Annotated in this window: 24 protein-coding genes and 1 other annotated feature; of the genes, 18 read left to right on the top strand and 6 right to left on the bottom strand. The window is 45.9% G+C overall.

Annotated elements, in window-relative coordinates; translation table 11 throughout:
* Position 1 precedes the first annotated feature (1 nt).
* From J3A84_RS01650 to J3A84_RS01610, 9 genes are all read left to right on the top strand, one after another.
* Positions 2-1006 carry an asparaginase gene (locus J3A84_RS01650; protein WP_207598252.1) on the top strand — a complete coding sequence of 335 codons (1005 nt, stop codon included), beginning with the start codon at positions 2-4 and terminating at the stop codon, positions 1004-1006.
* A 49-nt stretch (positions 1007-1055) separates the two neighbouring features.
* A complete protein-coding gene (locus J3A84_RS01645; RefSeq protein ID WP_207598251.1) occupies positions 1056-1934 on the top strand; it encodes a YicC/YloC family endoribonuclease in 879 nt (292 codons plus the stop codon).
* A 10-nt stretch (positions 1935-1944) separates the two neighbouring features.
* Positions 1945-2220 carry an extracellular matrix/biofilm regulator RemA gene (gene remA, locus J3A84_RS01640; protein ID WP_207598250.1) on the top strand — a complete coding sequence of 92 codons (276 nt, stop codon included), beginning with the start codon at positions 1945-1947 and terminating at the stop codon, positions 2218-2220.
* Positions 2213-2827 carry a guanylate kinase gene (gmk, locus tag J3A84_RS01635; protein WP_207598249.1) on the top strand — a complete coding sequence of 205 codons (615 nt, stop codon included), beginning with the start codon at positions 2213-2215 and terminating at the stop codon, positions 2825-2827. The genes remA and gmk overlap by 8 nt, the downstream gene beginning before the upstream one ends.
* Positions 2827-3042, top strand: a complete 216-nt coding sequence (gene rpoZ / locus J3A84_RS01630) for a DNA-directed RNA polymerase subunit omega (RefSeq protein WP_242693922.1) — start codon at positions 2827-2829, stop codon at positions 3040-3042. Before gmk ends, rpoZ begins: the two co-directional genes overlap by 1 nt.
* Position 3043: 1 nt before the next feature.
* Positions 3044-4228, top strand: coding sequence for a bifunctional phosphopantothenoylcysteine decarboxylase/phosphopantothenate--cysteine ligase CoaBC (coaBC, locus tag J3A84_RS01625; protein ID WP_207598248.1), 1185 nt, complete (start codon positions 3044-3046; stop codon positions 4226-4228).
* A gap of 143 nt (positions 4229-4371) precedes the next feature.
* Positions 4372-4857 (top strand): RNA polymerase sigma factor, encoded by a 486-nt coding sequence (locus J3A84_RS01620; protein WP_207598247.1) that lies wholly within the window; start codon positions 4372-4374, stop codon positions 4855-4857.
* Complete coding sequence (locus J3A84_RS01615) at positions 4850-5200, top strand: hypothetical protein (RefSeq protein WP_207598246.1); 351 nt, start codon at positions 4850-4852, stop codon at positions 5198-5200. Before J3A84_RS01620 ends, J3A84_RS01615 begins: the two co-directional genes overlap by 8 nt.
* Positions 5197-5745, top strand: coding sequence for a double zinc ribbon domain-containing protein (locus J3A84_RS01610; protein WP_207598245.1), 549 nt, complete (start codon positions 5197-5199; stop codon positions 5743-5745). The genes J3A84_RS01615 and J3A84_RS01610 overlap by 4 nt, the downstream gene beginning before the upstream one ends.
* 149 nt (positions 5746-5894) lie before the next feature.
* Here J3A84_RS01610 and J3A84_RS01605 read toward each other — a convergent pair whose 3' ends face one another.
* The 5 genes from J3A84_RS01605 to J3A84_RS01585 form a co-directional block, all read right to left on the bottom strand.
* A complete protein-coding gene (locus J3A84_RS01605) occupies positions 5895-6599 on the bottom strand; it encodes an ABC transporter ATP-binding protein (protein ID WP_342590923.1) in 705 nt (234 codons plus the stop codon).
* A complete protein-coding gene (locus tag J3A84_RS01600; protein WP_207598244.1) occupies positions 6583-7371 on the bottom strand; it encodes an ABC transporter ATP-binding protein in 789 nt (262 codons plus the stop codon). Before J3A84_RS01600 ends, J3A84_RS01605 begins: the two co-directional genes overlap by 17 nt.
* Before the next feature lies 1 nt (position 7372).
* Positions 7373-8296 carry a branched-chain amino acid ABC transporter permease gene (locus tag J3A84_RS01595; protein WP_207598243.1) on the bottom strand — a complete coding sequence of 308 codons (924 nt, stop codon included), beginning with the start codon at positions 8294-8296 and terminating at the stop codon, positions 7373-7375.
* Between the two features lie 8 nt (positions 8297-8304).
* Entirely contained in the window at positions 8305-9189 is an 885-nt protein-coding gene (locus J3A84_RS01590) for a branched-chain amino acid ABC transporter permease (protein WP_207598242.1), read from the bottom strand.
* Between the two features lie 68 nt (positions 9190-9257).
* Positions 9258-10421, bottom strand: a complete 1164-nt coding sequence (locus J3A84_RS01585; protein WP_207598241.1) for an ABC transporter substrate-binding protein — start codon at positions 10419-10421, stop codon at positions 9258-9260.
* Positions 10422-10486: 65 nt separating this feature from the next.
* Positions 10487-10719: a binding site (T-box leader), on the bottom strand.
* Between the two features lie 316 nt (positions 10720-11035).
* Here J3A84_RS01585 and J3A84_RS01580 point away from each other — a divergent pair.
* Complete coding sequence (locus J3A84_RS01580) at positions 11036-11893, top strand: CHAD domain-containing protein (protein ID WP_207598240.1); 858 nt, start codon at positions 11036-11038, stop codon at positions 11891-11893.
* A 73-nt stretch (positions 11894-11966) separates the two neighbouring features.
* On the opposite strand, the gene J3A84_RS01575 is transcribed toward J3A84_RS01580, so the two are convergent.
* On the bottom strand, positions 11967-12620 hold the full coding sequence (locus tag J3A84_RS01575) for a hypothetical protein (protein ID WP_207598239.1): 654 nt from the start codon (positions 12618-12620) through the stop codon (positions 11967-11969).
* Between the two features lie 191 nt (positions 12621-12811).
* Between J3A84_RS01575 and priA the strand changes: the two genes are divergently transcribed.
* The 8 genes from priA (at position 12812) to pknB (ending at position 22353) form a co-directional block, all read left to right on the top strand.
* Positions 12812-14995 (top strand): primosomal protein N', encoded by a 2184-nt coding sequence (priA, locus tag J3A84_RS01570; protein WP_207598238.1) that lies wholly within the window; start codon positions 12812-12814, stop codon positions 14993-14995.
* A 25-nt stretch (positions 14996-15020) separates the two neighbouring features.
* Positions 15021-15533 carry a peptide deformylase gene (def, locus tag J3A84_RS01565; RefSeq protein ID WP_207598237.1) on the top strand — a complete coding sequence of 171 codons (513 nt, stop codon included), beginning with the start codon at positions 15021-15023 and terminating at the stop codon, positions 15531-15533.
* 5 nt (positions 15534-15538) lie between these two features.
* Positions 15539-16474, top strand: a complete 936-nt coding sequence (fmt, locus tag J3A84_RS01560; RefSeq protein WP_207598236.1) for a methionyl-tRNA formyltransferase — start codon at positions 15539-15541, stop codon at positions 16472-16474.
* Positions 16474-17163, top strand: coding sequence for a zinc metallopeptidase (locus J3A84_RS01555; protein WP_207598235.1), 690 nt, complete (start codon positions 16474-16476; stop codon positions 17161-17163). Before fmt ends, J3A84_RS01555 begins: the two co-directional genes overlap by 1 nt.
* Positions 17164-17174: 11 nt before the next feature.
* Positions 17175-18491 carry a 16S rRNA (cytosine(967)-C(5))-methyltransferase RsmB gene (gene rsmB, locus J3A84_RS01550; RefSeq protein ID WP_242693920.1) on the top strand — a complete coding sequence of 439 codons (1317 nt, stop codon included), beginning with the start codon at positions 17175-17177 and terminating at the stop codon, positions 18489-18491.
* A gap of 178 nt (positions 18492-18669) precedes the next feature.
* A complete protein-coding gene (gene rlmN / locus J3A84_RS01545; RefSeq protein ID WP_207598234.1) occupies positions 18670-19695 on the top strand; it encodes a dual-specificity RNA methyltransferase RlmN in 1026 nt (341 codons plus the stop codon).
* A 19-nt stretch (positions 19696-19714) separates the two neighbouring features.
* Positions 19715-20437 carry a Stp1/IreP family PP2C-type Ser/Thr phosphatase gene (locus J3A84_RS01540; protein ID WP_207598233.1) on the top strand — a complete coding sequence of 241 codons (723 nt, stop codon included), beginning with the start codon at positions 19715-19717 and terminating at the stop codon, positions 20435-20437.
* The gene (gene pknB, locus J3A84_RS01535) at positions 20434-22353 is read left to right on the top strand and encodes a Stk1 family PASTA domain-containing Ser/Thr kinase (RefSeq protein WP_207598232.1); all 1920 of its coding nucleotides are present in this window, start codon (positions 20434-20436) and stop codon (positions 22351-22353) included. Before J3A84_RS01540 ends, pknB begins: the two co-directional genes overlap by 4 nt.
* Positions 22354-22451 lie beyond the last annotated feature (98 nt).

The following is a 22451-nucleotide window of genomic DNA, read 5'->3' as shown; positions in this document are numbered from 1 at the left end:
GATGAAGAAGATTATTGTGATTTTTAACGGGGGTACCATTTCCATGAAAGTGGACCCTAAGATCAAGGCTGCTGTGCCTTCTCTAACCGGAGAAGAAATCATGCACATGGTCACCGGAATCGAAAAGCATGCGGAGGTCATCTCCTATAACTTCAGCTCTTTTCCCAGTCCCCATATGACGCTGGAGAAGATGATGGAGCTGAGAGCATTCACCCTGAAGGTGATCCAAGATGATCAGCCCGACGGTGTGGTCATCACCCATGGAACAGATACGCTGGAAGAGACAGCATTCCTGTTTGATCTGACCATCGATACGGAGATACCCATCGTATTCACAGGAGCCATGCGTTCCGGTTCAGAGCTCGGATATGATGGTCCATCCAATCTGGCTCAGTCCATAGTCACGGCATCCTCCAAGGAATCCAGAAATCGTGGAGTGCTTGTCTGTCTCAATGGGGAACTCAATGCGGCCCAGGAAGTAACTAAAACCAATTCACTGTCACTGAACGCATTTCGAACGCCGACTTTTGGTCCCTTGGGCATCGTGGACAACAATCGTGTCATCTATTACAGAAGCAATGACATCAGGCAGGTTCATGACATTGATCACCTGGTCTCCAATGTGGAGCTGGTGAAAACCGTGGCAGGGATGGACTCCTCCTATCTCAAATTTCTTGTGGATAAGGGAACGAAAGGGATTGTCATCGAAGCCTTCGGACGAGGTAATGTTCCGCCGCAGATGGTCGAAGGCATACGCTATGCGCTATCCCAAAAAGTCCATGTGGTCATTGTATCCAGGTGTTATGAAGGACGTGTCTTCGGCAGTTATGGATATGAGGGTGGAGGAAAGCATCTGAGAAACATGGGCGTCATATTCGGAGATGCACTGCCTGGTCAGAAAGCAAGAATAAAGCTCATGGTAGCCCTTTCCATTTACGATGATCCGGAAGATGTCAGAGAATGGTTTGAGAAGGATCTCTATCTGGAAGATTCGGATAATGCTTGATACACTGCACGGTAAAGCATATAATGAAGTGATAAATTGGAGGCTTATGATGATAAAAAGCATGACAGGCTTTGGAAGAGCCATGGTGGATGACGGAAAGAGAAGTTTTCTTGTGGAGATGAGAGGGGTCAATCACAGATATCTGGATATGAATATCAGGATGCCCAAGAGTCTCATGCCTGTGGAAGATCGTGTGAGAAAAGTGATTTCAGGGTATCTTTCCAGAGGAAAGGTGGATGTGTTCATCACATACAGAAATTACGCCAAGGAAGATACGGTGGTGAAATCCAATCAGTATCTGGCCAAAGGATATGTGGATATACTGAAGAACCTGCGGGATGAGTTTATGCTCGCAGATGATATTTCCGTTTCACTGGTCTCCAGATTCCCTGATGTGGTCTTCACGGAAGAGAAAGAGGAGAATATCGAAGAAATCTGGACCCTCATGGCAGAAGCGGTGAATGAGGCTGCCAGGAAGATGCTGGAGATGAAAGAAGTGGAGGGAGCATCCCTTAAAAACGATATGCTGGTCAAGGCGGATGAGATCAGAAAGATTGTGGAGAAGATCAAAGAGAAGGATAAGGAAGTCATACCGCTGTATAAGGAGAGGCTTGAAAACAGGATCACAGAGCTTCTGGAATCCGTACCGGTGGATGAATCCAGACTGGCTCTGGAAATCGCACTGTACACGGACAAAGCAAGCATCGATGAGGAGATTACTAGACTTCTTTCTCATATGGACCAGATGGAAAGATTTCTGGATGAAAGCGTACCTGTGGGCAGAAAACTGGATTTCCTTGCACAGGAGATGAACAGGGAAGCCAACACCATGGCATCGAAATCCGTGGATATCGAGATCACGAATCACGTGCTTCTCATCAAAAATGAGATCGAGAAAATCAGAGAACAAATGCAGAATATAGAGTAGGGGTGAGGTCATGAATATTAAACTTGTTAACATAGGTTTTGGGAATATCGTGTCAGCGAATAAGATTGTAGCCATCGTATCTCCTGAATCCGCTCCTATAAAAAGGATCATTCAGGAAGCAAGAGAAAGAGGCATGCTCATTGATGCCACATATGGAAGAAGGACAAGAGCCGTTGTCGTGACGGATTCGGATCATATCATTCTTTCTGCGGTACAGCCGGAAACTGTAGCGCACAGACTGGAGACGAAAGACGAAATTGTGGATGAGGTAGGTATAGATGAGTAGAGGATTACTCCTGGTCATATCAGGACCTTCAGGAGCAGGTAAAGGAACCGTATGTGATGCATACAAGAAAAACTGTGAAAATCATATATGGAATTCCGTATCCATGACCACCAGAGCGCCAAGAGCGGGTGAGGTCGAAGGAGAAAGCTATTACTTCGTGAGCCGGGAAGAATTCAAGGCCATGATAGAGAACGATGAATTTCTGGAATATGCCGAGGTATACGGGAACTATTACGGCACACCGCGTGCTGAGGTGGAGAAGAAACTCAGTGAAGGTACGGATGTGATTCTGGAAATCGATATTCAGGGTGCACTGAATGTGCAGGAGAATACCACGGAAGGGATCTTCATCTTCATACTTCCACCTTCCATGAACGAACTGAGAAACAGGATCATCGGCAGAGGCAGTGAAACACCCGAGTCGCTTCTGACCAGATTCAAGTCGGCGTATAACGAAATCAACTATGTGAACAAATACAACTATGCCATCACCAATCACACAGTGGAGCAGGCTTATCAGGATCTGATATGTATTGTCAGAGCTGAGAAATGCCGAGTCACTCGTGTTTCCAATGAGATATTAACCCTTAAGGAGGAAAAATTATAATGAGTTCATTAATCGATCCATCAGTAACAGAATTACTAAACAGAGTAGAGAACAGGTACAGACTGGTGACCATCACTTCCAGAAGAGCCAGACAGCTCATAGACGGACAGGAACCGCTTCTGCCAGGAACCAGCGTGAATCCGCTGTCCAGTGCAGTTAATGAAGTGAATGCAGGGCTTATAGAATACGAAACACTAAAAGATGGTGTGAAATAAGATGAAGAGTGTTGTGCTGGGCGTAACAGGGGGCATAGCCGCCTATAAAGCCCTTGAACTGGTTTCACGGCTGAAAAAGCAGAATATCGATGTGGATGTAGCCATGACAAAATCGGCACAGGAATTCGTCACCCCGCTCAGTTTTCAGAGTCTCAGCCAGAATCCCGTCATCACGGATATGTTCGATGAACCCAAGGCATTTGAGATTGCTCATATTTCCCTTGCTCAGAAAGCGGATGTGTTTGCGGTGGTTCCGGCGACGGCGAATATGATCGGAAAGATCGCAAACGGCATTGCGGATGACTGGATTTCAACTTCCATCATGGCCACTCAGGCTAAGGTTCTGATTGCACCTGCCATGAATACCCAGATGTATGCCAGTCCTATGGTTCAGGAGAACATCGATAAACTGAAGAAGCTTGGATTCACTTTTGTGAAGCCCGGCGCAGGCAGACTTGCCTGTGGGGATGTAGGAGAAGGAAAGCTTGCTCTGGTTGATGACATTTTCGAGGAGATCATGAAACTTCTTTATCCAAAGAAAGATTATGATGGTAAAAAAGTTATCGTCACTGCAGGAGGCACAGAAGCGCCTGTGGATCCCGTGAGGGTTCTGACGAACCGCTCTTCCGGAAAGATGGGCATCGCTCTTGCGGAAGCGCTTAGAGACCGTGGCGCGGAAGTGATTCTCATAACCGGGCATATCACATGCAGTGTACCTCAGGGCGTGAAACAGATCCAGGCACTTACCAATGAAGCCATGGACCGTGCAGTAAATGAGCACTTCGATTCCGCCGATCTGGTATTCATGGCTGCAGCGGTTTCCGACTTCAAGGTGAAAGAAGTGGCAAAGGACAAGATCAAGAAAGAGGAGTCTTCTCTGATACTGGAACTGGTGAAAGACAAGGATATTCTGAAAGGGCTGGGGGCAAAGAAGAAGAACCAGATCCTCATCGGTTTCGCTGCCGAATCCCAGGACCTGGAGAAGTATGCTGCAGACAAGCTCACCAGAAAGAATCTGGATTTCATTGCAGCCAATGACATTTCAGAGGGTAAGGTTTTTGGACAGGATCACAATAGGGTCATTCTGATCGGAAAGAGTGGTCTGAAAAAAGATCTGGGCGAATTGTCCAAGGAGGATACAGCCCACGGCATCCTGGATGCCATTATGGACAGCGTGACAGAATAAATATGGGCATGAAAAAATCATAAGTCAGCGTATGACTTATGATTTTTTTGAATTTTTTTTAGTTTTTCATTATAAAAATGAACCTTTTGCCATAAACTGGAGTATATATAGATAAAAGGAAGAAGCTGAAGGCGGGTGACGGAATGATTGATGCATGTATCGAAGAATACGGGAAAAGGCTTTATTATCTGTGCCTGAAGCTGGAGAGAGACCATCACAGGGCGGAAGAACTCTATCAGGAGACCTGGTTGAAAGTCCTGAAGGGAATAGACTCCTATGATCGGAAGCAGCCCTTTTACCCATGGCTTACAAAAGTCTGCGTCAATGTCTATCGCAGCCTGCTGAAAAAGCGGGCTGTGGAGCATCTGTTCTCTGATTTCGTATCCAATGAGCGCAAAGAGTATATTCTTGATCATGCAGAATACCGGCAGGAAGATCCAGTGCGGGAAGATCTCCTTTCAGCACTGAAGAATCTGGATCGCAGAAAGAGACTGATTGTCGTTCTGCACTATTATGAAGGGTATACAACAAAAGAAATCGCTGTGCTTGCCGGTATAAAAGAAGGGACTGTGAAGTCCAGGCTGCATGCGGCAAGAATAGAGTTAAGGAGGGAACTTACCAATGAATGAGCATAAGGATTTTGACCGGCTGATCAGAAATGCTTTTGATGATATGAGAGTTTCAGAGAAGCGGAAGGAGGTGTTCATCGTCGAGCCTTTCTACGACAGGAAGAAGCTTCTAAGGATCTCGAAAGAGAAGAAGGAAAGGAAAGTCATCATGGTCATGACAACTCTGGCTGTGATTCTTTTCAATTACGCCATGTCATTTCTACTAGGGGTCGCAGCTGCACTTCCACTATGGGCGGTGAATCTTACGGCTGTCCTCTTCATCATTGTTAGTCTATCCGTGATTATCCTCTTCTACGGATTAAATAAACTACACATCAACCATAAGGAGGCTCTTTACCCATGAGTATATTACTATCCACTATCCCACTGCTGATCATACTGCTTTTCATTTTCGTCATTCCCATCATGATTGGTGTCTATGTCTATCGGGATGCCAGCGAGAGAGGGATGAATGCACTACTATGGACCATCGTTGCTGTATTTGTGCCCTCACTTCTGGGGCTCATCATTTATCTTATTTTCAGAGAGAACTATTCCTCTCTATCCTGCGCCAACTGTGGAGAACGGGTCAGGCAAGAATTCATGACCTGTCCATCCTGCGGAGCGAATCTGAAGGAAAGATGCCCTGACTGCGGCACGGCGGTGGAGCCCCACTACAAAGTCTGTCCCAACTGCGCCAAAGAGCTGGATCATTACCAGGACAATCCCTATAGAGAGAGAACGGTCAAGAAAGGGAACAGGTCCCTCATTGCGATACTTGCCATAGCCGTACTCCTGCCATTCATCATAGTCGTGGTGCTGGGTTCTCTGTTCTATTCTGTGAAAACGGAGACGATTCACGAAGAATTCAATGTCCCGCAGGAGGAATTCTTTGATTTTGATGCATAGCGTCAGAATGGCAACCCATACACCTGACAGAGACTGGCATAGGGGCGCTTTGATGCAGATGCAACCTGTAATAACGACATGACACCGAATAAAATCGGACATGAAAGAAGACCGATGAGAGATTGATGAATCTCTTGCCGGTCTTCTTTCTATGCACCCAGATAGGCTTTCCTGACTTCTTCATTATGGAGAAGATCTTTAGAATTCCCTTGCAGGTCTATGATTCCGTTTTTCAGGATGTAGGCACGATCGGAAAAATTAAGTGCCAGATTCGCATTCTGCTCCACCAGAAGAATGGTGGTGCCGGTTTCATTGATGTCACGAAGAATCGTGAAGATTTCTTCCACAATGAGAGGAGCAAGTCCCATGGAAGGCTCATCCAGGAGGAGAAGTCTGGGCCTTGAAAGCAGTCCGCGTGCGATGGCGAGCATCTGCTGCTCTCCGCCGGATAACGTTCCAGCCATCTGATGTTTTCTTTCCAGAAGTCGAGGGAACAGTTCAAAGGAGCGCTTGAAGTCCTTTTGCACCCCTTCCTTGTCTTTTCTGGTGATGGCACCGACTTCAAGGTTTTCATAGACACTCATTCTGGGGAAGATTCTTCTTCCTTCCGGAACATGCGAAAGTCCCATTTTCACGATGTCAGAGGCGGGTTTTCTGGAAATATCCTTGTTTTCATAAAGGATATCACCGGAGGATTTTCTGACCAGACCGGAAATGGTGCGAAGGGTTGTGGTTTTTCCCGATCCGTTTGCACCGATGAGGGAGACCACTTCACCCTGATTGATTTCCATGGAGATGTTTCTTAGGGCCTGGATGGCCCCATAATGAACGGAAAGATTACTTAGCTTCAGCAACGTAATCACCTCCCAGGTAAGCCTTGAGCACTTGCTCATTGCATTGTATGCTTTCCGGATCTCCTTCAGCAATGAGATGACCGTAGTCAAAGACGAAAATCTTGTCGCATAATTTCATGACCAGTGACATATCGTGTTCGATGAGGATGATGGTAAGCTGGAATTCTTCCTGCACCCATTTAATGAGCTTTGTGAGTTCCTTTGTTTCATTGGGATTCATGCCCGCCGCTGGTTCATCCAGAAGAAGGATCTTCGGGTCTGCCGCCATAGCCCTTGCAATCTCCACCTTACGCTGGTCTCCATAAGAGAGATTCTTCGCCTTCTCGTCTCTTTTATCATAGAGGTGGAAGATCTTCAGCAGTTCATGGGCTTTTTCCATGGCTTTCTTTTCTTCTCTGAAATAGGAGGGAAGTCTCAGCACGGAGGGAAAAACGCCATAGGAAAGGTTGCAGTGATAGCCGAGAAGAACATTGTCTGTAACGGTCATTTCCTTGAACAGACGGATGTTCTGAAAGGTTCTTGCAATACCATACTTCGTCATTTTCTGTGGTCTCAGCATGCGACTGGTCACATCACCGTTGATGTGATAGATGATGTCTCCCGAACTGGGTTTGTAGATTCCCGTAAGGAGATTGAAAAAGGTGGTCTTTCCTGCACCGTTGGGTCCGATGATTCCGGTGATGGTGTTTTCTTCCACTTCCAGGTCCACATCTGTGACAGCCTTTACGCCGCCAAAGTTTTTTGTGAGTTTTGTTACGTTAAGCAGTGCCATTTCATGCCTCCTTTCTTACAAGTTTTCTGATCGGTTCCAGAATTCTCTGCGGCTTATAGACCATCATGATGAAAAGTATCACCGCATAGATGACCATCCTCAGTTCGGGAATGCCCTGAAGCGACAAAGACACCAGTGACAAAGCGATGGCGCTCAGGATGGAACCTCGGATGCTTCCCAGTCCGCCCAGTACGACGATGACAAGGATATCCACGGATTTCATGAATCCGAAGGAATCAGGCTTGATGAAATAGAAGTAGTTCGCATAGAGGGCACCTGCGATGCCTGCAAAGAGCGCACCGATGGTGAATACCAGTACTTTGTAGTAGTTTGTATTCACACCCATGGAAGTGGATGCGATCTCATCTTCCTTGATGGAGATGACAGCCCTGCCATTGTAGGAGGAAAGGAAATTGGAGATCACCACAACTGTCAGAACAATGATCCCGAAAAGCCAGGTCCAGTTGGTGTATCTGGGGATGTCATTAAGTCCCATGGCCCCTCCGATGTACTTCCAGTTGAGACCGATGATTCGGATGATCTCTCCGAATCCCAAGGTAGCAATGGCCAGATAGTCGCCTTTCAGTCTCAGTGTCGGAACGCCAATAAGCACACCTGCAAGGGCTGCAGCAAGGGCTGCGCCAAGTATACCCACAATGAAGGGGAGTCCCAGCTTCGCGGTGAGAATCCCGGATGCGTATGCTCCGATGGACATGAATGCAGCATGACCCAGAGACAGCTGACCGGTGAAACCGGTGATGAGATTGAGGCTCACCGCCAGGATGATATTGATTCCGATGCTGACGATGTTGAGAAATATATAGGAATCAATGATTCCTGCATTCATCATCAGGTACACGAGTAGATAGACGGCAAGAACCATCATGATCTTTATGATATTGTTTCTGCTGATTAATTCTTTCATCTTACCACCTATACCTTTTCCTGTTCTTTATAGCCCATGAGCCCTGTGGGCTTGATGAGCAGGACCAGAATCAGGATGAGAAAAGCGACTGCATCTTTATAAAGTGAACCACCGATGGAACTGACCAGCGTCTCGATGAGACCCAGAAAGAAACCACCGAATACGGCCCCCGGAATGATTCCGATTCCACCGATTACGGCGGACACGAAAGCCTTCAGCCCTGGCGTTGCGCCCATCAGGGGATTCAGCGTACTGTAATAGACGCCGATCAGCACGCCCGCAGCGCCTGCAAGTGCGGATCCGATGAAGAATGTATAGGAGATGGTTTTATTCACATTGATGCCCATGAGCTCCGCTGCATCCTTATCCTGAGAAAGGGCTCTCATGGATTTGCCGATTTTGGTTCTGTTTGTGATGTACATGAGAATGATCATGAGCATGACCGTGATGCCGATGATGTAGAAGCTTTTGATATCGATGACGGCACCAGTCCCCATGACGCTGATCTGGGAAGAGGGAAGCACTTCCTTGTAGGTTCTGCTTTCCGGCCCCACGAAATACATCATGCCGTATTGAAGAAACAGAGAGACTGCGATAGCGGTGATCAGATTGGAGATTCTCGATGCTCCTCTTAAGGGTTTGTAAGCCACCTTTTCAATGACCATACCCAGAATCCCGCAAGCCAGCATGGATGTGATCAGGGCAGGGAAGAAAGAAAAACCGAAAATGCCCGTCAGGGCAAACCCGATGTATGCGCCGATCATCAGTACATCTCCATGGGCGAAGTTGATGAGGTTTATGATTCCGTATACCATGGTATATCCAAGGGCGATGAGTGCATAGATGCTTCCGAGAGATACTCCGTTTATCAGCTGCTGTATGATTTGTTCCAAGATGAAACCTCCTTTAAATGGAGTAGAGGCTGCCTAAATACCAGGCAGCCCTATCCTTGTGGTCTGTTTTATGGTTGCTGCTTCATGAGGTAGGTTGGGACACCGTCTTTCACCTCAAGAATGGTCACTGCCTTGACAGGATTGTGGAAATCATCGATGGACAGTGTTCCTGTGATTCCTTCAAAGTTTTCGGTGGCTTCCAGAGCTTCTTTCAGTTTTTCGCGGTCCACTTCTCCAGCTCTTTCCAGCGCATCTGCCACCATATAGGCCATATCATAGCCTAAGGCGTTGAAAGCGTCTGGGTCTGCACCGAATTCCTTGTTGAAGGAAGTCTTGAATGCCACAACGTCTTCAGATGTATCACCGGAGGAATAGTGATTGGAGTAGTAGGTTCCGTTCAGATTATCCGCACCTGCGATTTCCAGAAGCTTCGGAGAATCGAAACCATCTGCACCAAGAACGGGCATATCCATGCCGAGCTCTCTGGCCTGCTTGATGATGAGACCGACTTCCTCATAGTATCCTGGTACAAACAGTACGTCTGGTTCGGATGCTTTGATGTTGGTCAGAAGTGTTTTGAAGTCTGTATCTTTTGCCTGATAGGCTTCCTCTGCCACAATTTCTCCGCCAAGTGAACCGTAAGTGCCCTTATAGGCATCGGTGAGTCCCTGGCTGTAATCCGAAGTGTTGTCTCTCAGGATGGCGGTCTTCAGAAGACCCAGTTCCTTTGCAGCAAAGTTTGCCATGGTGACACCCTGAAACGAATCGCTGAAGCAGGTCTTGAAGACATACTGCCTAACATTGCCGTTGGCATCTAAGGTGACATCATCGGCAGTGGCGGAGGCTGAAATCAGCGGCACCTTGTTTTCTTCCGCAGGTGGAAGTGCGGACTTTGTATTACCTGAAGTGGCAGGTCCGAGAATGGCTACAACCTTATCTCTCGTTGCAAGTCTGGATGAGACGTTGGCTGCTTCTTCTCCTGATGATTTGTTGTCCACTTTCACCAGTTCAATCTGCTTTCCAAGTACGCCTCCTTTTTCATTGATCTCCTTCACTGCGAATTCGATTCCGTTGACGAGGCTGGTTCCGTAGGTGGATACATTTCCGGACAATTCATAATTGAGGCCCAGTTTTACAGTATCGCCATCGCCTACAGATTCCTTGGCGCCGCATCCGGCAAGCATAAGTGAAGACAAGAGTCCTGCTGTGAATAATTTCATTCCTTTTTTCATTTGTGTTCCCTCCATCATTTTGATAATTTCTTTTGTATAAAAAAAACCTTTATTATGTAGAACATAATAAAGGTGCAAAAGCACGGTACCACTTTATTTCATGATGCCATCACTGACATCATCTCTTCAGGTTCGATCAAACCCTAACCCTATAACGCTGGTCAGCGTCATGACTTACTGTAAGTTCAGTCATGAAACTCGGAAGTGATGTATTGTCTGCAAGTTTCACATCGGTTCTCAGCTTGTCCGATTCTCTGTGGATCCACTAAAGCAGTTTTTTCTTCGTCAACATTTCTGTAATTTATTTATTAATTTTTATCTTGAAGTGATATTATCATTCTAATAAGAATAAGTCAATAATATTTTTACATCGATTATTTTAAAACCGATATGATGGTAAATGTTTACCATAGTGGCAATAGGGGTGATATATTACCATTTATCAATGAACATCGTTTACAAAACCGTCATAACTATAAATAATTGAATAACAATAGGGAAAATTCTTGATATCCATAATAATAAAAACTATGATGAAAGTACCAGAATCTGTGAAAAATGTCAGAAAAAGTTTCTGCATACTGAAAAAAGTGATGTGAAGTCGGGTGAAAATGATGAAAATGAAAAATACGATCATAGACCAGTTTCAGAAAGAAGCCAAGGTGATTTTTCTTGCAGAAGATCAGCTGCTTGTCAAACTACGAGCCAATCCCGATGAGGAGGAACTGGAAGAAATCATCCACGAACTTCGCATCCATATGAGAAAACTGATTTCTCTGCTGTTCTTTTATAAGCCTCTGCTGAGGAGGAAGAAGAGAAAGGCTCTGCTCAGCAGTCTCAAGATGCTTCTCAGGAATTTCGGTTCCTTGCGAACGAGGCATATGTATCTCAAAAGCGCAGAGGATTTCAGCAGACAGCTTTCGTCAGTAGAAAAGAAGCTATTTACAGAAATGAATGAGAGAGAACTGGATAAGTGCAGATTTCTTAAAGAGAAGAATGAGAAGATGGACCCCATAGAGTTCAGAATTCTCTACGAGGACACGCTGAAGATGCTACTTGGCTATGGGAAGAGGATCTTTAAAGCATCCGCCTGTGAGCTAAACATACAGAATGAAACATTCGTTGTGGACAGATATCAGGATCTTATGGAGCGGTACTTCGAGATGGAAACGAATCTTGACTTTGAATCGGTGAAAGAGGTGCATGATCTGAGAGTCCTTGCGAAAAACATCATCTACACACTGAAAAGCAAGGTGGACACGTTGGGGGATCTTGCAGTGAAAAGAGTGGAGCACCTGAAGAAAATACAGGATGTGGCGGGTAAGATCCATGATGCGGATGTGCACCATAAGATCTTGTCTTCCTTTGAGACTTCCGAAGAGGAAGACAACCTTCGAATCCGATTTCAGCATTTCATCATGAAGGAAAGGGAAGAGTCCACACACAAACTGAAGAAAGTCATCGAGGGATGAAAATTCTAGGTAGAACCGGGGCAGGTAAATGAAAAAGAGATCCGATGTTATGATTCATCAGATCTCTTTTTTTTCAGTTCTCTTCTATCTGGATGATCGAGGAAGCGGTCCCCTGCATGGGGTAGCTTTCTGCCAGCGGTCCATCGATGAGTATGCGTACGCTGCTTCCTTCAGAAAACAGCTGATCAGGTCCATGGGACTGATAGGCATTCTCCGGAACGCGGACATAGACTTCGCTGGAATCTCCATATCCGGTGACGGATCCCCTGACAAGGATGGTGAAACCGTCTGAAGCGCTTTCCGATATCTCCATCAGCTCACCTTCTATAAGAATATCCGTTGAAACTTCACGAAGGAGAATCACTCTGTCTGCATCCGCCTGGGCTGGATAACTTGTGCGAAGGACATCAGGTCCTTCGATCTTCACGAGGTTTCCCACTGCCAGCGTATCCAGATTACTTTCGGCATTATCGGCGATGACTCTTGTGTCTGCATCGATGAGATAGCTGATGATGGTGTCTGCGCCTCCATTTTCGGGCTGGTTCAGTCTTCTGCCGTCAACAAGAAGGGTAGCGGTCTCTCCGCTCGTATCCATACTTATGATGGTTCCTTCAAATACCAAGAGGGATTCATCCTTCAGAAAGATCTGATACAGGGAGATAATGGATGCAATGACGATAAGCAGACCCAAAATGATGTATTTTTTCGAATTTGATGATTTTAACATGGTAAATCCTCCAGAATGCGTTGTGGGTTTTAATTATTTATATCATGAAATCCATCTTCTAGTGTGACAGAATCCTTACAGCGCCGGATAAGGAAGAGCGGTGACAGGAAAGAAGGATACCTGAAACAGGTGAGAATGGAAGCAGGGGGAAATTGATGCTATAATTAATAGGTTATGAAGGTGGTGAGAAGATGTCTTATGCTGGTATAGTGGTGAACAACGAGGCGCTGTCCATGGATCGGATCTTTACTTATGGAATACCTCAGAACCTAACGGTTTCTGTAGGTCAGAGAGTCAAGGTTTCCTTTGGTCAGGGCAATAAGAGAATAGACGGATTTGTCATGAGGGTCACGGATGAAGCGCCTGAAGGAGTCTCCAGACTGAAAGAGATTCAAAGCGTATATCCCGAAACCTATTTTGACGAAGAGCAGGTGGCTTTCATAGAGGTCCTGAGAGAAAAGTATCTGGCATCCTATCTGGATGTGATCAAGCTTCTGATTCCAAGAGGCATTCTCAGCGGGATGAAATACAAGACCAGTGAAAAGTTATACTTTGTGAAAGAGGCTGAAGGAAGATACGATAAAGATCAATATAGATCCATACTTAGCTATGTGAAAGCAAATCAGGGAAAACTCATCAAAGCGGACCTGTCCAAGGCAGGATTTTCCGTAAGCTCCGTGAACACACTTCTGAAGCATGGATTCCTGTCGGTAATGAGTGAAAATGAGTATCGATACAACATAGAAGAATATGAAGAGTATAAGGCCAGAAATCTCAACGAAGAGCAGCTTCACGCTGTGGAAAAGATAAAAAGTGCTCCTGGAACCTATCTTCTTCATGGAATTACAGGTTCGGGTAAGACGGAAGTTTTTCTGGAACTGATCCGTCAGAACATAGAGAAGGGCTATGACAGCATTGTACTTCTACCGGAAATCAGTCTGACACCTCAGATGATTGAACGGTTCAAGGGAAGATTCGGGAAAGACATCACCATATTTCACTCCAGATTAAGTGATGGAGAACGATATGATGAATGGCACAGAGTGAAAAGCGGAAAAGTGAAGATCGCCATCGGCGCACGTTCGGCTCTGTTTCTGCCGTTTCAGAACCTCAGGCTTGTGGTCATTGACGAAGAGCATGAGAGTACCTATAAATCAGAAATGAATCCCAAATACAACGCCAGGGAAGTGGCGGAGCTTATGATGGAAAAACAGGATGGTCAGCTGGTTCTGGCATCCGCCACACCATCGGTGGAATCTTTCCACCGCGCGGAGAAAAAGGAAATTGAACTGATTACTCTGCAGAACAGAGCTACAAGGAGTGTGCTTCCCTCCATGGAAATTGTGGATATGCGGGATGAACTCATGAGCGGCAACCGGTCCATTTTCTCCAGAACACTTCTGGAAAAAATGAAAGAAAGGCTGGAGCGGAAAGAGCAGATCATCCTGTTTCTCAACCGCAGAGGATTTTCCACCTTTGTTTCCTGCAGATCCTGCGGCTATGTGTTTAAGTGCGAGAACTGCGATATCAGCATGACCCACCACAGAGACAATTCTCTCATGTGTCATCAGTGCGGAGCCAGAAAATATCTGCCCAAAACCTGCCCGGCATGTCAGTCGAAATACATCAAGCAGTTTGGAACGGGCACGGAAAAAGTGGAAGAGTCTGTAAGAAAGTTTTTCCCGGATGCCCGTGTCATGAGAATGGACAGAGATACCACCAGGCAGAAGAATTCCTATGAACTCATGTACAATGATTTCAAGAACAACGAATGTGATATCCTCATCGGTACGCAGATGATCAGTAAAGGTCTGGATTTCAAAGACGTGACACTGGTGGGCGTTCTGGCTGCGGATCTGTCACTGAACATGCCGGATTACAGGGCATCTGAAAAGACATTTCAGCTGATTACTCAGGTTGCAGGGCGTGCGGGAAGAGGGGATAAACCAGGTGAAGTGATCATACAAAGCTACAGTCCCGACAATTTCGCCATCACTTCCGCACAGTCCCATGATTACAAGGGGTTCTACAGAAGAGAAGTGGAAATGCGGCAAGCGCTGAACAATCCGCCATTCTCCAGACTTTTCTATCTGGTATTCACTTCGGAGAAGGAAGACCTATTAATCAAAAATATACAATCTATTGGTGGAGTTTTAAGAAAACATTTGACAAAATATGATAATATGATTTTACTAGGACCCAGCCCATGTATCATTTCAAAGATCAAAAACAATTACAGGTGGCAGGTACTGATTAAAGGAGAGATCCATGATGAAGCGGCACTGGAAATCAGAAACCTCATTCAGCAGGAGATGAAGCCCGTGTATAAGGACATCAAAGTCAGTATGGATCTGAATCCGAACAGTATGATGTAAATTTAGAAATAGGAGAAAAGAAAAGATGGCATTAAGAGAAGTAAGACTGGTACCAGATAGTGTACTGAGAAAAACAGCAAAACCTGTGAAGGAGATGACCCCGAGACTTCAGACTCTGGTGAAGGACATGTTCAACACCATGGACAGTGAAGACGGCATAGGTCTTGCAGGTCCACAGGTGGGCATCCTGAAGAGAATATTCACCGTCGGCATAGGAGATATCAGGCTGTGTTTCGTGAATCCTGAGATTCTGGAGACCAGAGGAGAATATCTGGATGTGGAAGGGTGCCTTTCCATCCCAGGAGAGACTGGTGTAGTGAAACGACCAGAATATGTCAAAGTGAAGGCCATGAATGAAAAGAATGAAGAGTTCGTCATTGAAGCGAAAAATCTTCTGGCAAGATGCATTCTGCATGAGCTGGATCACTTGGATGGTGTATTGTTTACGGATAAACTGGTGGAAGTGGATGAGGATTTTGAGCCTGAAGAGCAGAGTGAGGAACTTCTGGTAAGTCTCACTTACACAGAGAAGGAGTAATGGATTTGAAGATTGTTTTTATGGGCACACCGGATTTTGCGGTTCCTTCCCTGAAAGAGATTGATGATCACTACGGTGTAGACCTGGTGGTGACGCAGCCGGACAAGCAGAAAGGCAGAGGAAAGAAGCTTCAGTTCTCACCGGTGAAGGAAGAGGCGCTGAAAAGAAACATCAGAGTCCTGCAGCCGGTGAAGCTGCGCAATGACCGGGAAGTCATCGAGGAAATACGAAGTCTGGCACCTGATTTCATCATCGTTGTCGCATATGGCCAGATTCTCAGTGAGGAAGTTCTCTCCATCCCCAGATACGGCTGCATCAATCTGCATGCCAGTCTGCTTCCGAAATTAAGAGGAGCAGCTCCACTGAACTTCGCGCTCATTGAAGGGCATGCAGATAGCGGATCCACAACCATGCTGATGGATAAGGGGCTGGATACTGGAGATATGCTTCTGACAGACAAAGTCGTGCTGGATGATAAGATGAATGTGGAAGTCCTTCATGATCTGCTCAGCAGCCGTGGTGGGAAGCTGCTCATTGAATCCATGGAGGGGTTGAAAAGTGGAAATATCTCCCCGGTGAAGCAGAATCATGAAGCGTCCACCTATGCACCGCTGATAACTAGAGAAACCTGCGAAATCAGCTGGGAAAAGCCTGCAAGAGAGATCCATAACCTGGTGAGAGGATTGTCTCCTGTACCGGGAGCCTTCTCTTATATTGAAGAAAATAAAGTGAAAATACTGGAAACAGAGGTGCTCGAGGGACAAAGGAGTGAGCCGGGAACCATTCTTGAGGTTTCCCCGAAAGGGATTCAGGTGGCTACCGGGGACGGAATCCTTCTGATACTTAAGCTTCAGTATCCAGGAAAGAAACCTATGCTTGTGAGAGATTTTCTCAACGGGAATGAGATCACAGCGAAGAAATTTAAAAGGAGTGTTGAATAATGATAGTGCCTTATGGATTGGATCCGACTATTCTGCTGCTGATTCCGGCGATGATCTTATCGATCTATGCTCAGAGCAAGATCAAGAGCGCTTATAATATATACTCGAGAGAGGGGTTAAAAAGCGGCATGACTGGTGCTGAAGTGGCCAGAATGGTACTGGACCGCTCCGGCCTTCAGGATGTGTCCATTGAAAGAGTGGCTGGAAACCTGACGGATCACTACGATCCTAGAAAGAAAGTGCTGCGCCTCTCGTCAGATGTCTACGGCAGACCAACCATCGCATCCGCTGGTGTAGCAGCCCATGAAGCTGGGCATGCCATACAGGACCAGGTGGACTACGGACCGCTGAAGCTGAGATCCTTCATGGTGCCTTTCGCATCCTTCGGATCAAGGTTTTCCATGATCATCATCATCATCGGTCTGATATTCGGCTTTACAGGCATGATCAGCCTCGGTATCGTGCTGTTCTCTCTAGTGGTGCTGTTCCAGCTGTTTACACTGCCTGTGGAATTCAATGCGTCCAGCAGAGCGCTGGCTGTACTTGGAGAATATCAGATTCTGACAGCCGATGAAGTGCCCAAGGCCAAGAAAGTACTGGATGCGGCAGCGCTCACGTATGTGGCCGCAGCGTTCTCATCCATCATGACACTTGTAAGGTTACTGATCATTCGTGATAGAAGAAGATAGGAGATTACAATATGATTACCAACGCCAGAGAAGTTTCTGTGGATGTGTTAGGTAAAGTGCTGAATCAGGGGGCATATTCAAACATAGCTTTGGATCATGCCTTTTCTTCTGCAGATATCAAGGAAGAAGATAAGGGGCTTGTCACTGAAATCATCTACGGAACATTAAAGTACCTGCTTGCCATTGACCGGATCATTGAAAAGCATTCCTCCATAGCGCTGAAGAAGATCGAAGACGATGTGCTGAACATACTAAGGATATCCGTTTATCAGATGAAATACCTGGATCGGATTCCAACCTATGCCGTGCTCAATGAAGCGGTGGAGCTGACCAAGAAAAAGTCCAGGGGCGCTTCCGGATTCGTCAATGGTGTCCTGAGAGGATATGTGCGGAGCCAGAATGAAAAGATGGTTTTCGCCTCGACTCTGGAGAAGGACTCCTTCAACTTTTCCTTTCCGGTCTGGATGATCGAGCTTTTCAAAGAGCAGTACGGGAAAGCCTACAAGAAGATTCTAGCGGGTCTGAACGAAAGGCCGGTGATCACCTATCGGGTGAACACACTGAAGATGACCCGAGAAGAAGCACTGAAAAGGCTTCTTGATCTGGGCTATGATGCAAGAAAAACATTGATTTCACCCTATGGCATTGAGGTGAAAGGCGGGAAATCCGTTGCAGGCAATCCGTTGTTCCAGCAGGGTGTTCTCACGGTGCAGGATGAAAGCTCCATGCTGGTGGCTCCGCTTCTTGTGGAGGAGAGCAGAAATTACATGGATCTCTGCTCCGCACCGGGAGGAAAGACAACACATATTGCCGAGCTTTCAGATGACCAGGCTGAAATACATGCCTTCGATATCTATGAAGCCAAAGTGAAGCTCATCGAAGAGAACATGGAAAGACTGGGTCTGCACTCCATCATAGCGGAAGTGAATGATGGTCTGAATGATCTGCCTGCCTATCATGAAAGTGCTAATGTGCTTCTGGATGCACCCTGCTCGGGTCTTGGCATCATCAGAAAGAAGCCGGAGATCAAATACACAAAGAATCAGAAGGAGCTGGCGGAGCTTGTGAAGATTCAGCGCAGGCTCCTTGAAACAGCGGCAGCGTATGTGCCTTCAGGAGGAATACTCCTTTATTCCACCTGTACACTGAACAAGAAGGAAAATGAGGAGAATATCAGGTGGTTCCTCGATAATCACCCTGAATTCACCCCTCTGCCCGTCGAACTGGGAGAACAGGATCATTTCCAGTATACGGAAGAAGGGTTTCTCACCATTCTGCCAGGGAAGACCATGGACGGTTTTTTCATCAGCAGAGTAAGAAAAAAATAAATATTCACGACTTCTGCAGATGTTGTAAATGGCTGATGTAGAAGTCATTTTTCAAATACTAAGAATAATTTAAAGAAATTTAACATTTTTTGTGATAAAATGTCCATGTTTATAAAAACGGTATTGCAGAAAACGAACATGTTTCCAGGTGAGCGAAACGCTAGAAAAGGAAGTAACGATGGAATATATATTTGATTATTCTCTGGATGAACTGAAGGCCTGGTTCAAGGACCATGGGGAGAGTGCGTTCAGAGCAAAGCAGGTCTTTGATTATCTGTACAGAGGAGTCACAGAAATCGATGAGATGAAAAATTTGAATACCAGCGCCAGAGAGAAACTGAAGGAGCACTTCAGGGTCACACTGCCGAAAGTGCTGGACCAGAGAGTATCCAAAGATGGAACGGTGAAGATGCTGATGCTTCTTGAGGACCAGAACATCATCGAGACAGTGATCATGAAGTATCATTACGGGTACTCCGTATGCGTCTCGTCTCAGATTGGCTGCAAGATGGGGTGCACTTTCTGTGCCTCCACCAAAGATGGCATGGTGAGAAATCTCAGTGCGGGAGAAATTCTCTCCCAGGTGATCGCATCATCCGTACTGGTGGGGGAGCGGATTTCCCACGTGGTACTTATGGGTTCAGGGGAGCCTCTGGATAATTTCGATCAGGTGATGAAATTTCTCGATCTGATCCATGCAAAGGAGGGGCTTAACCTGTCCCATCGAAATATCACCATTTCCACCTGCGGCCTGGTAGACAAGATCATAGAGTTGGCAGACAGAAAGCTTCAGATCACCCTTGCCATTTCACTACATGAGACCACGGACGAGAAAAGAAGGCTAATCATGCCTATAGCAAATAAATATAGTATCCATGACATCTTAAATAGTGTAAAATATTATATGAGTAAGACAGGCAGAAGAGTTTCTTTTGAATATGCCCTCGTGAAAGGCTCAAATGATGGAGAAGAAGATGCGATTGCTCTGGCGAAGCTCCTGAAAGGGATGAAGATTCATGTGAATCTGATCCCTGTCAATACAATCAAAGAGATGCTGTATCTGCCTTCATCCAATGAAGCCATCCAGAGATTCAGGGATACTCTCATTGGACATGGGATCGAGGCTACAGTAAGAAGAGAGATGGGCTCTGACATAGATGCCGCCTGCGGACAATTAAGAAGAAGCTACATGGAGAACATGTAGTTTGAACAAGGAGACTGTTATGATAGAAAGGATTTCTGATATAGGAAATATCAGGGAACTTAATGAAGATACCTTTGGGGTTCTTGAAGGGAAATATTTCAATCTGTTCATCATCTGCGATGGTATGGGCGGGCATAATGCCGGGGAGGTTGCGAGCAGGATGGCAAAGGATACGATTCTTGATGCCATGGGACATGATCTTCATGACTCTCCCGTTGAAGCGCTCGTTGCTGCAATCAAGGATGCGAATCAGAAGATCTTTGAGTGCTCTGCATCCGAAAAGACCATGAGCGGCATGGGCACAACAGTTACAACGGCTGTATCCTATGACGGCAAGCTGGACATCGCCCATGTGGGAGACAGCTCACTCTATATCATCAGAGATAAAGAAATAAAAAAAATAACAAAAGATCATAGTTTCGTGCAGGAACTGGTTGATTCCGGAAGAATCACGCAAGAGGATGCGAAGCATCATCCCAACAAAAACATCATTACGAGAGCTGTAGGAACCAATGCTGAAGTAGCTGTAGACACATATAGACTGATAACCAGAAAGGATGACGTTTTCATCCTTTGTACGGATGGACTGACAGATTATCTTTCCGATGAAGAAATCCTGAATGAAGTGACTAGCCATGAAAACAAGAAGGATTCGATTGCTGCCTTGGCCGAAATTGCCAAGGAGAGAGGCGGAAAAGACAATATAACGCTAGTAATATTTGGAGGCGAAGCGCTTAAATGATAGGTAGAATTTTAGGTAGTAGATACGAAATTACTGAGAAAATCGCTCAAGGTGGCATGTCAGTAGTATACAAGGCTTTAGATCTGAACCTGAACCGTTATGACGCGGTGAAGGTGCTGAAAGAAGAATTTTCAACAAACAAAGATATACTGGAGAGGTTCAAGCAGGAAGCGAATGCGGTTGCTTTTCTTTCCCATCCCAACATCGTGAACATTTTCAATGTGGGCAGTGAAGGGAATATCCACTATATCGTCATGGAGTATGTGAAAGGAAAAACGCTGAAGGAAATCATCAGAGAACAGGGAAGTCTTTCCAACGAAGAGATTCTCAATTACTCCTATCAGATTGCAAGAGCGCTGGAATCTGCCCACAACAGCAATATCATCCATCGTGACATCAAGCCTCAGAACATCATCGTCACAAAGGATGATCTGGTGAAGGTGACGGATTTCGGCATAGCAAAGCATTCGGATTCCGCCACCATCACAAACTCCGGTAAAATCATCGGTTCCGCCCACTACTTCTCTCCTGAACAGGCGAGAGGGAACATGACAGACAGAAGATCGGATATCTATTCCTTAGGGATTGTGATGTATGAGATGGCCACCGGGAAAGTTCCCTTTGATGCTGAAAGCCCGATCACCATTGCGCTGAAACATATGCAGGAGAATCTGCCATCACCGAAGAAGGATAATCCGAAAATCAGTGATGGATTGGAAAAAGTGATTCTGAAAGCGACAGCCAAGAATCCCATTGACAGATATCAGAGAATAGAAGAGATGATGACGGATCTTCGCACACTCATGAATGGAGAGAGACTTGAAGCGGTTTCAAGTGACAATACAGAAAATACACAAGTTATGGGTGCGGTTGTACCAGAAAGGATTGCCATGAAAAACGATATTTATGACGATGAAAAGCCATCAAACAGTAAGAAGAAAGGACTCATTATCGGACTTGCAATGATCCTGGTTGTCGTTGCCGGTGCGCTCATTGGAGATGCTGTTTTCAGCCGTTCCAATGAAGACCCATCTGGAATTGTAGAAGAAGAGGAAGTGGCTGTTCCGGATCTTGTAGGAATGACCAGCACAGAAGCGGAAGCGGAACTGGAAGCGCTGGGGCTTGTTTACGAGATTCAGTCCACTGAAACATCAGATCAGCCCGTGGATACAGTTCTACGAAGTATCCCTGAAAAGGACACCATGGTGAAAAAGGGGGTTTCTGTTTCAGTGATTCTCAGCGCCGGGGAAGAGAAACTGTTTGTACCTGATATTACAGGCAGCACAGTGGAAGGTGCGGAAATCGTACTGGGTAACAACGGATTCATTCTCGGTACTGTAAATGAAGAGTACAGTGACACGGTTCCAAAAGGAGAAATCATCAGTCAGGACCCTATGGTCAATATGTCCATGCCTAAGGGAAGTGCTGTGAATGTTCTTGTTTCAAAAGGACCGGAAATCGTGATTTCCCTTGTGCCTGAACTCATCGGAAAGACAGAAAGAGAAGCGCAGGCGCTTCTGGAAGCGGTAGGACTATCAATCGGTACTGTAACGAAGCAGCCTACAGGAAATGAAGAGCAGAGCGGAAGAGTTGTAGAACAAAGCATTCCGAAAGACACTGAAGTGAAAGAAGGAACAAAGATCAACGTAACGGTCTATGAATACACGGAAGTGACCATACCATCTAACCTCATTGGAAAGACAGCAGGTGAAGTCGCGAACATCCTCAGAGGACTCAATCTGAAGCCTGAACTGGTGGATGGAACACAGAACGGCGATATCGTCGTGGATGTATCACCATCCAGTGGAAGCACTGTGGGGTATGGTTCAGCGGTGAAGATCTTAGGTGAACCGGAGCCAGAACCAGAACCAGAACCAGAGCAGCCTGAAGAACCGGTTGAAACACCGGCACCATAAGAAAATCAGCAGCCAGTGATAAGGGAATCTTCCCCTATCACTGGTTTTTCGCGCGCAAAATCATCTTTTCTTGAAACAATTCTGAGGAAATGGTTTAT

The organism is Proteiniclasticum aestuarii (genome assembly GCF_017368455.1).
GTDB classification, from domain to species: Bacteria; Bacillota; Clostridia; order Clostridiales; family Clostridiaceae; genus Proteiniclasticum; species Proteiniclasticum aestuarii.
The sequence above is the reverse complement of the archived record's forward strand: the minus strand, read 5'-3'. Positions and strand labels throughout refer to the sequence as shown.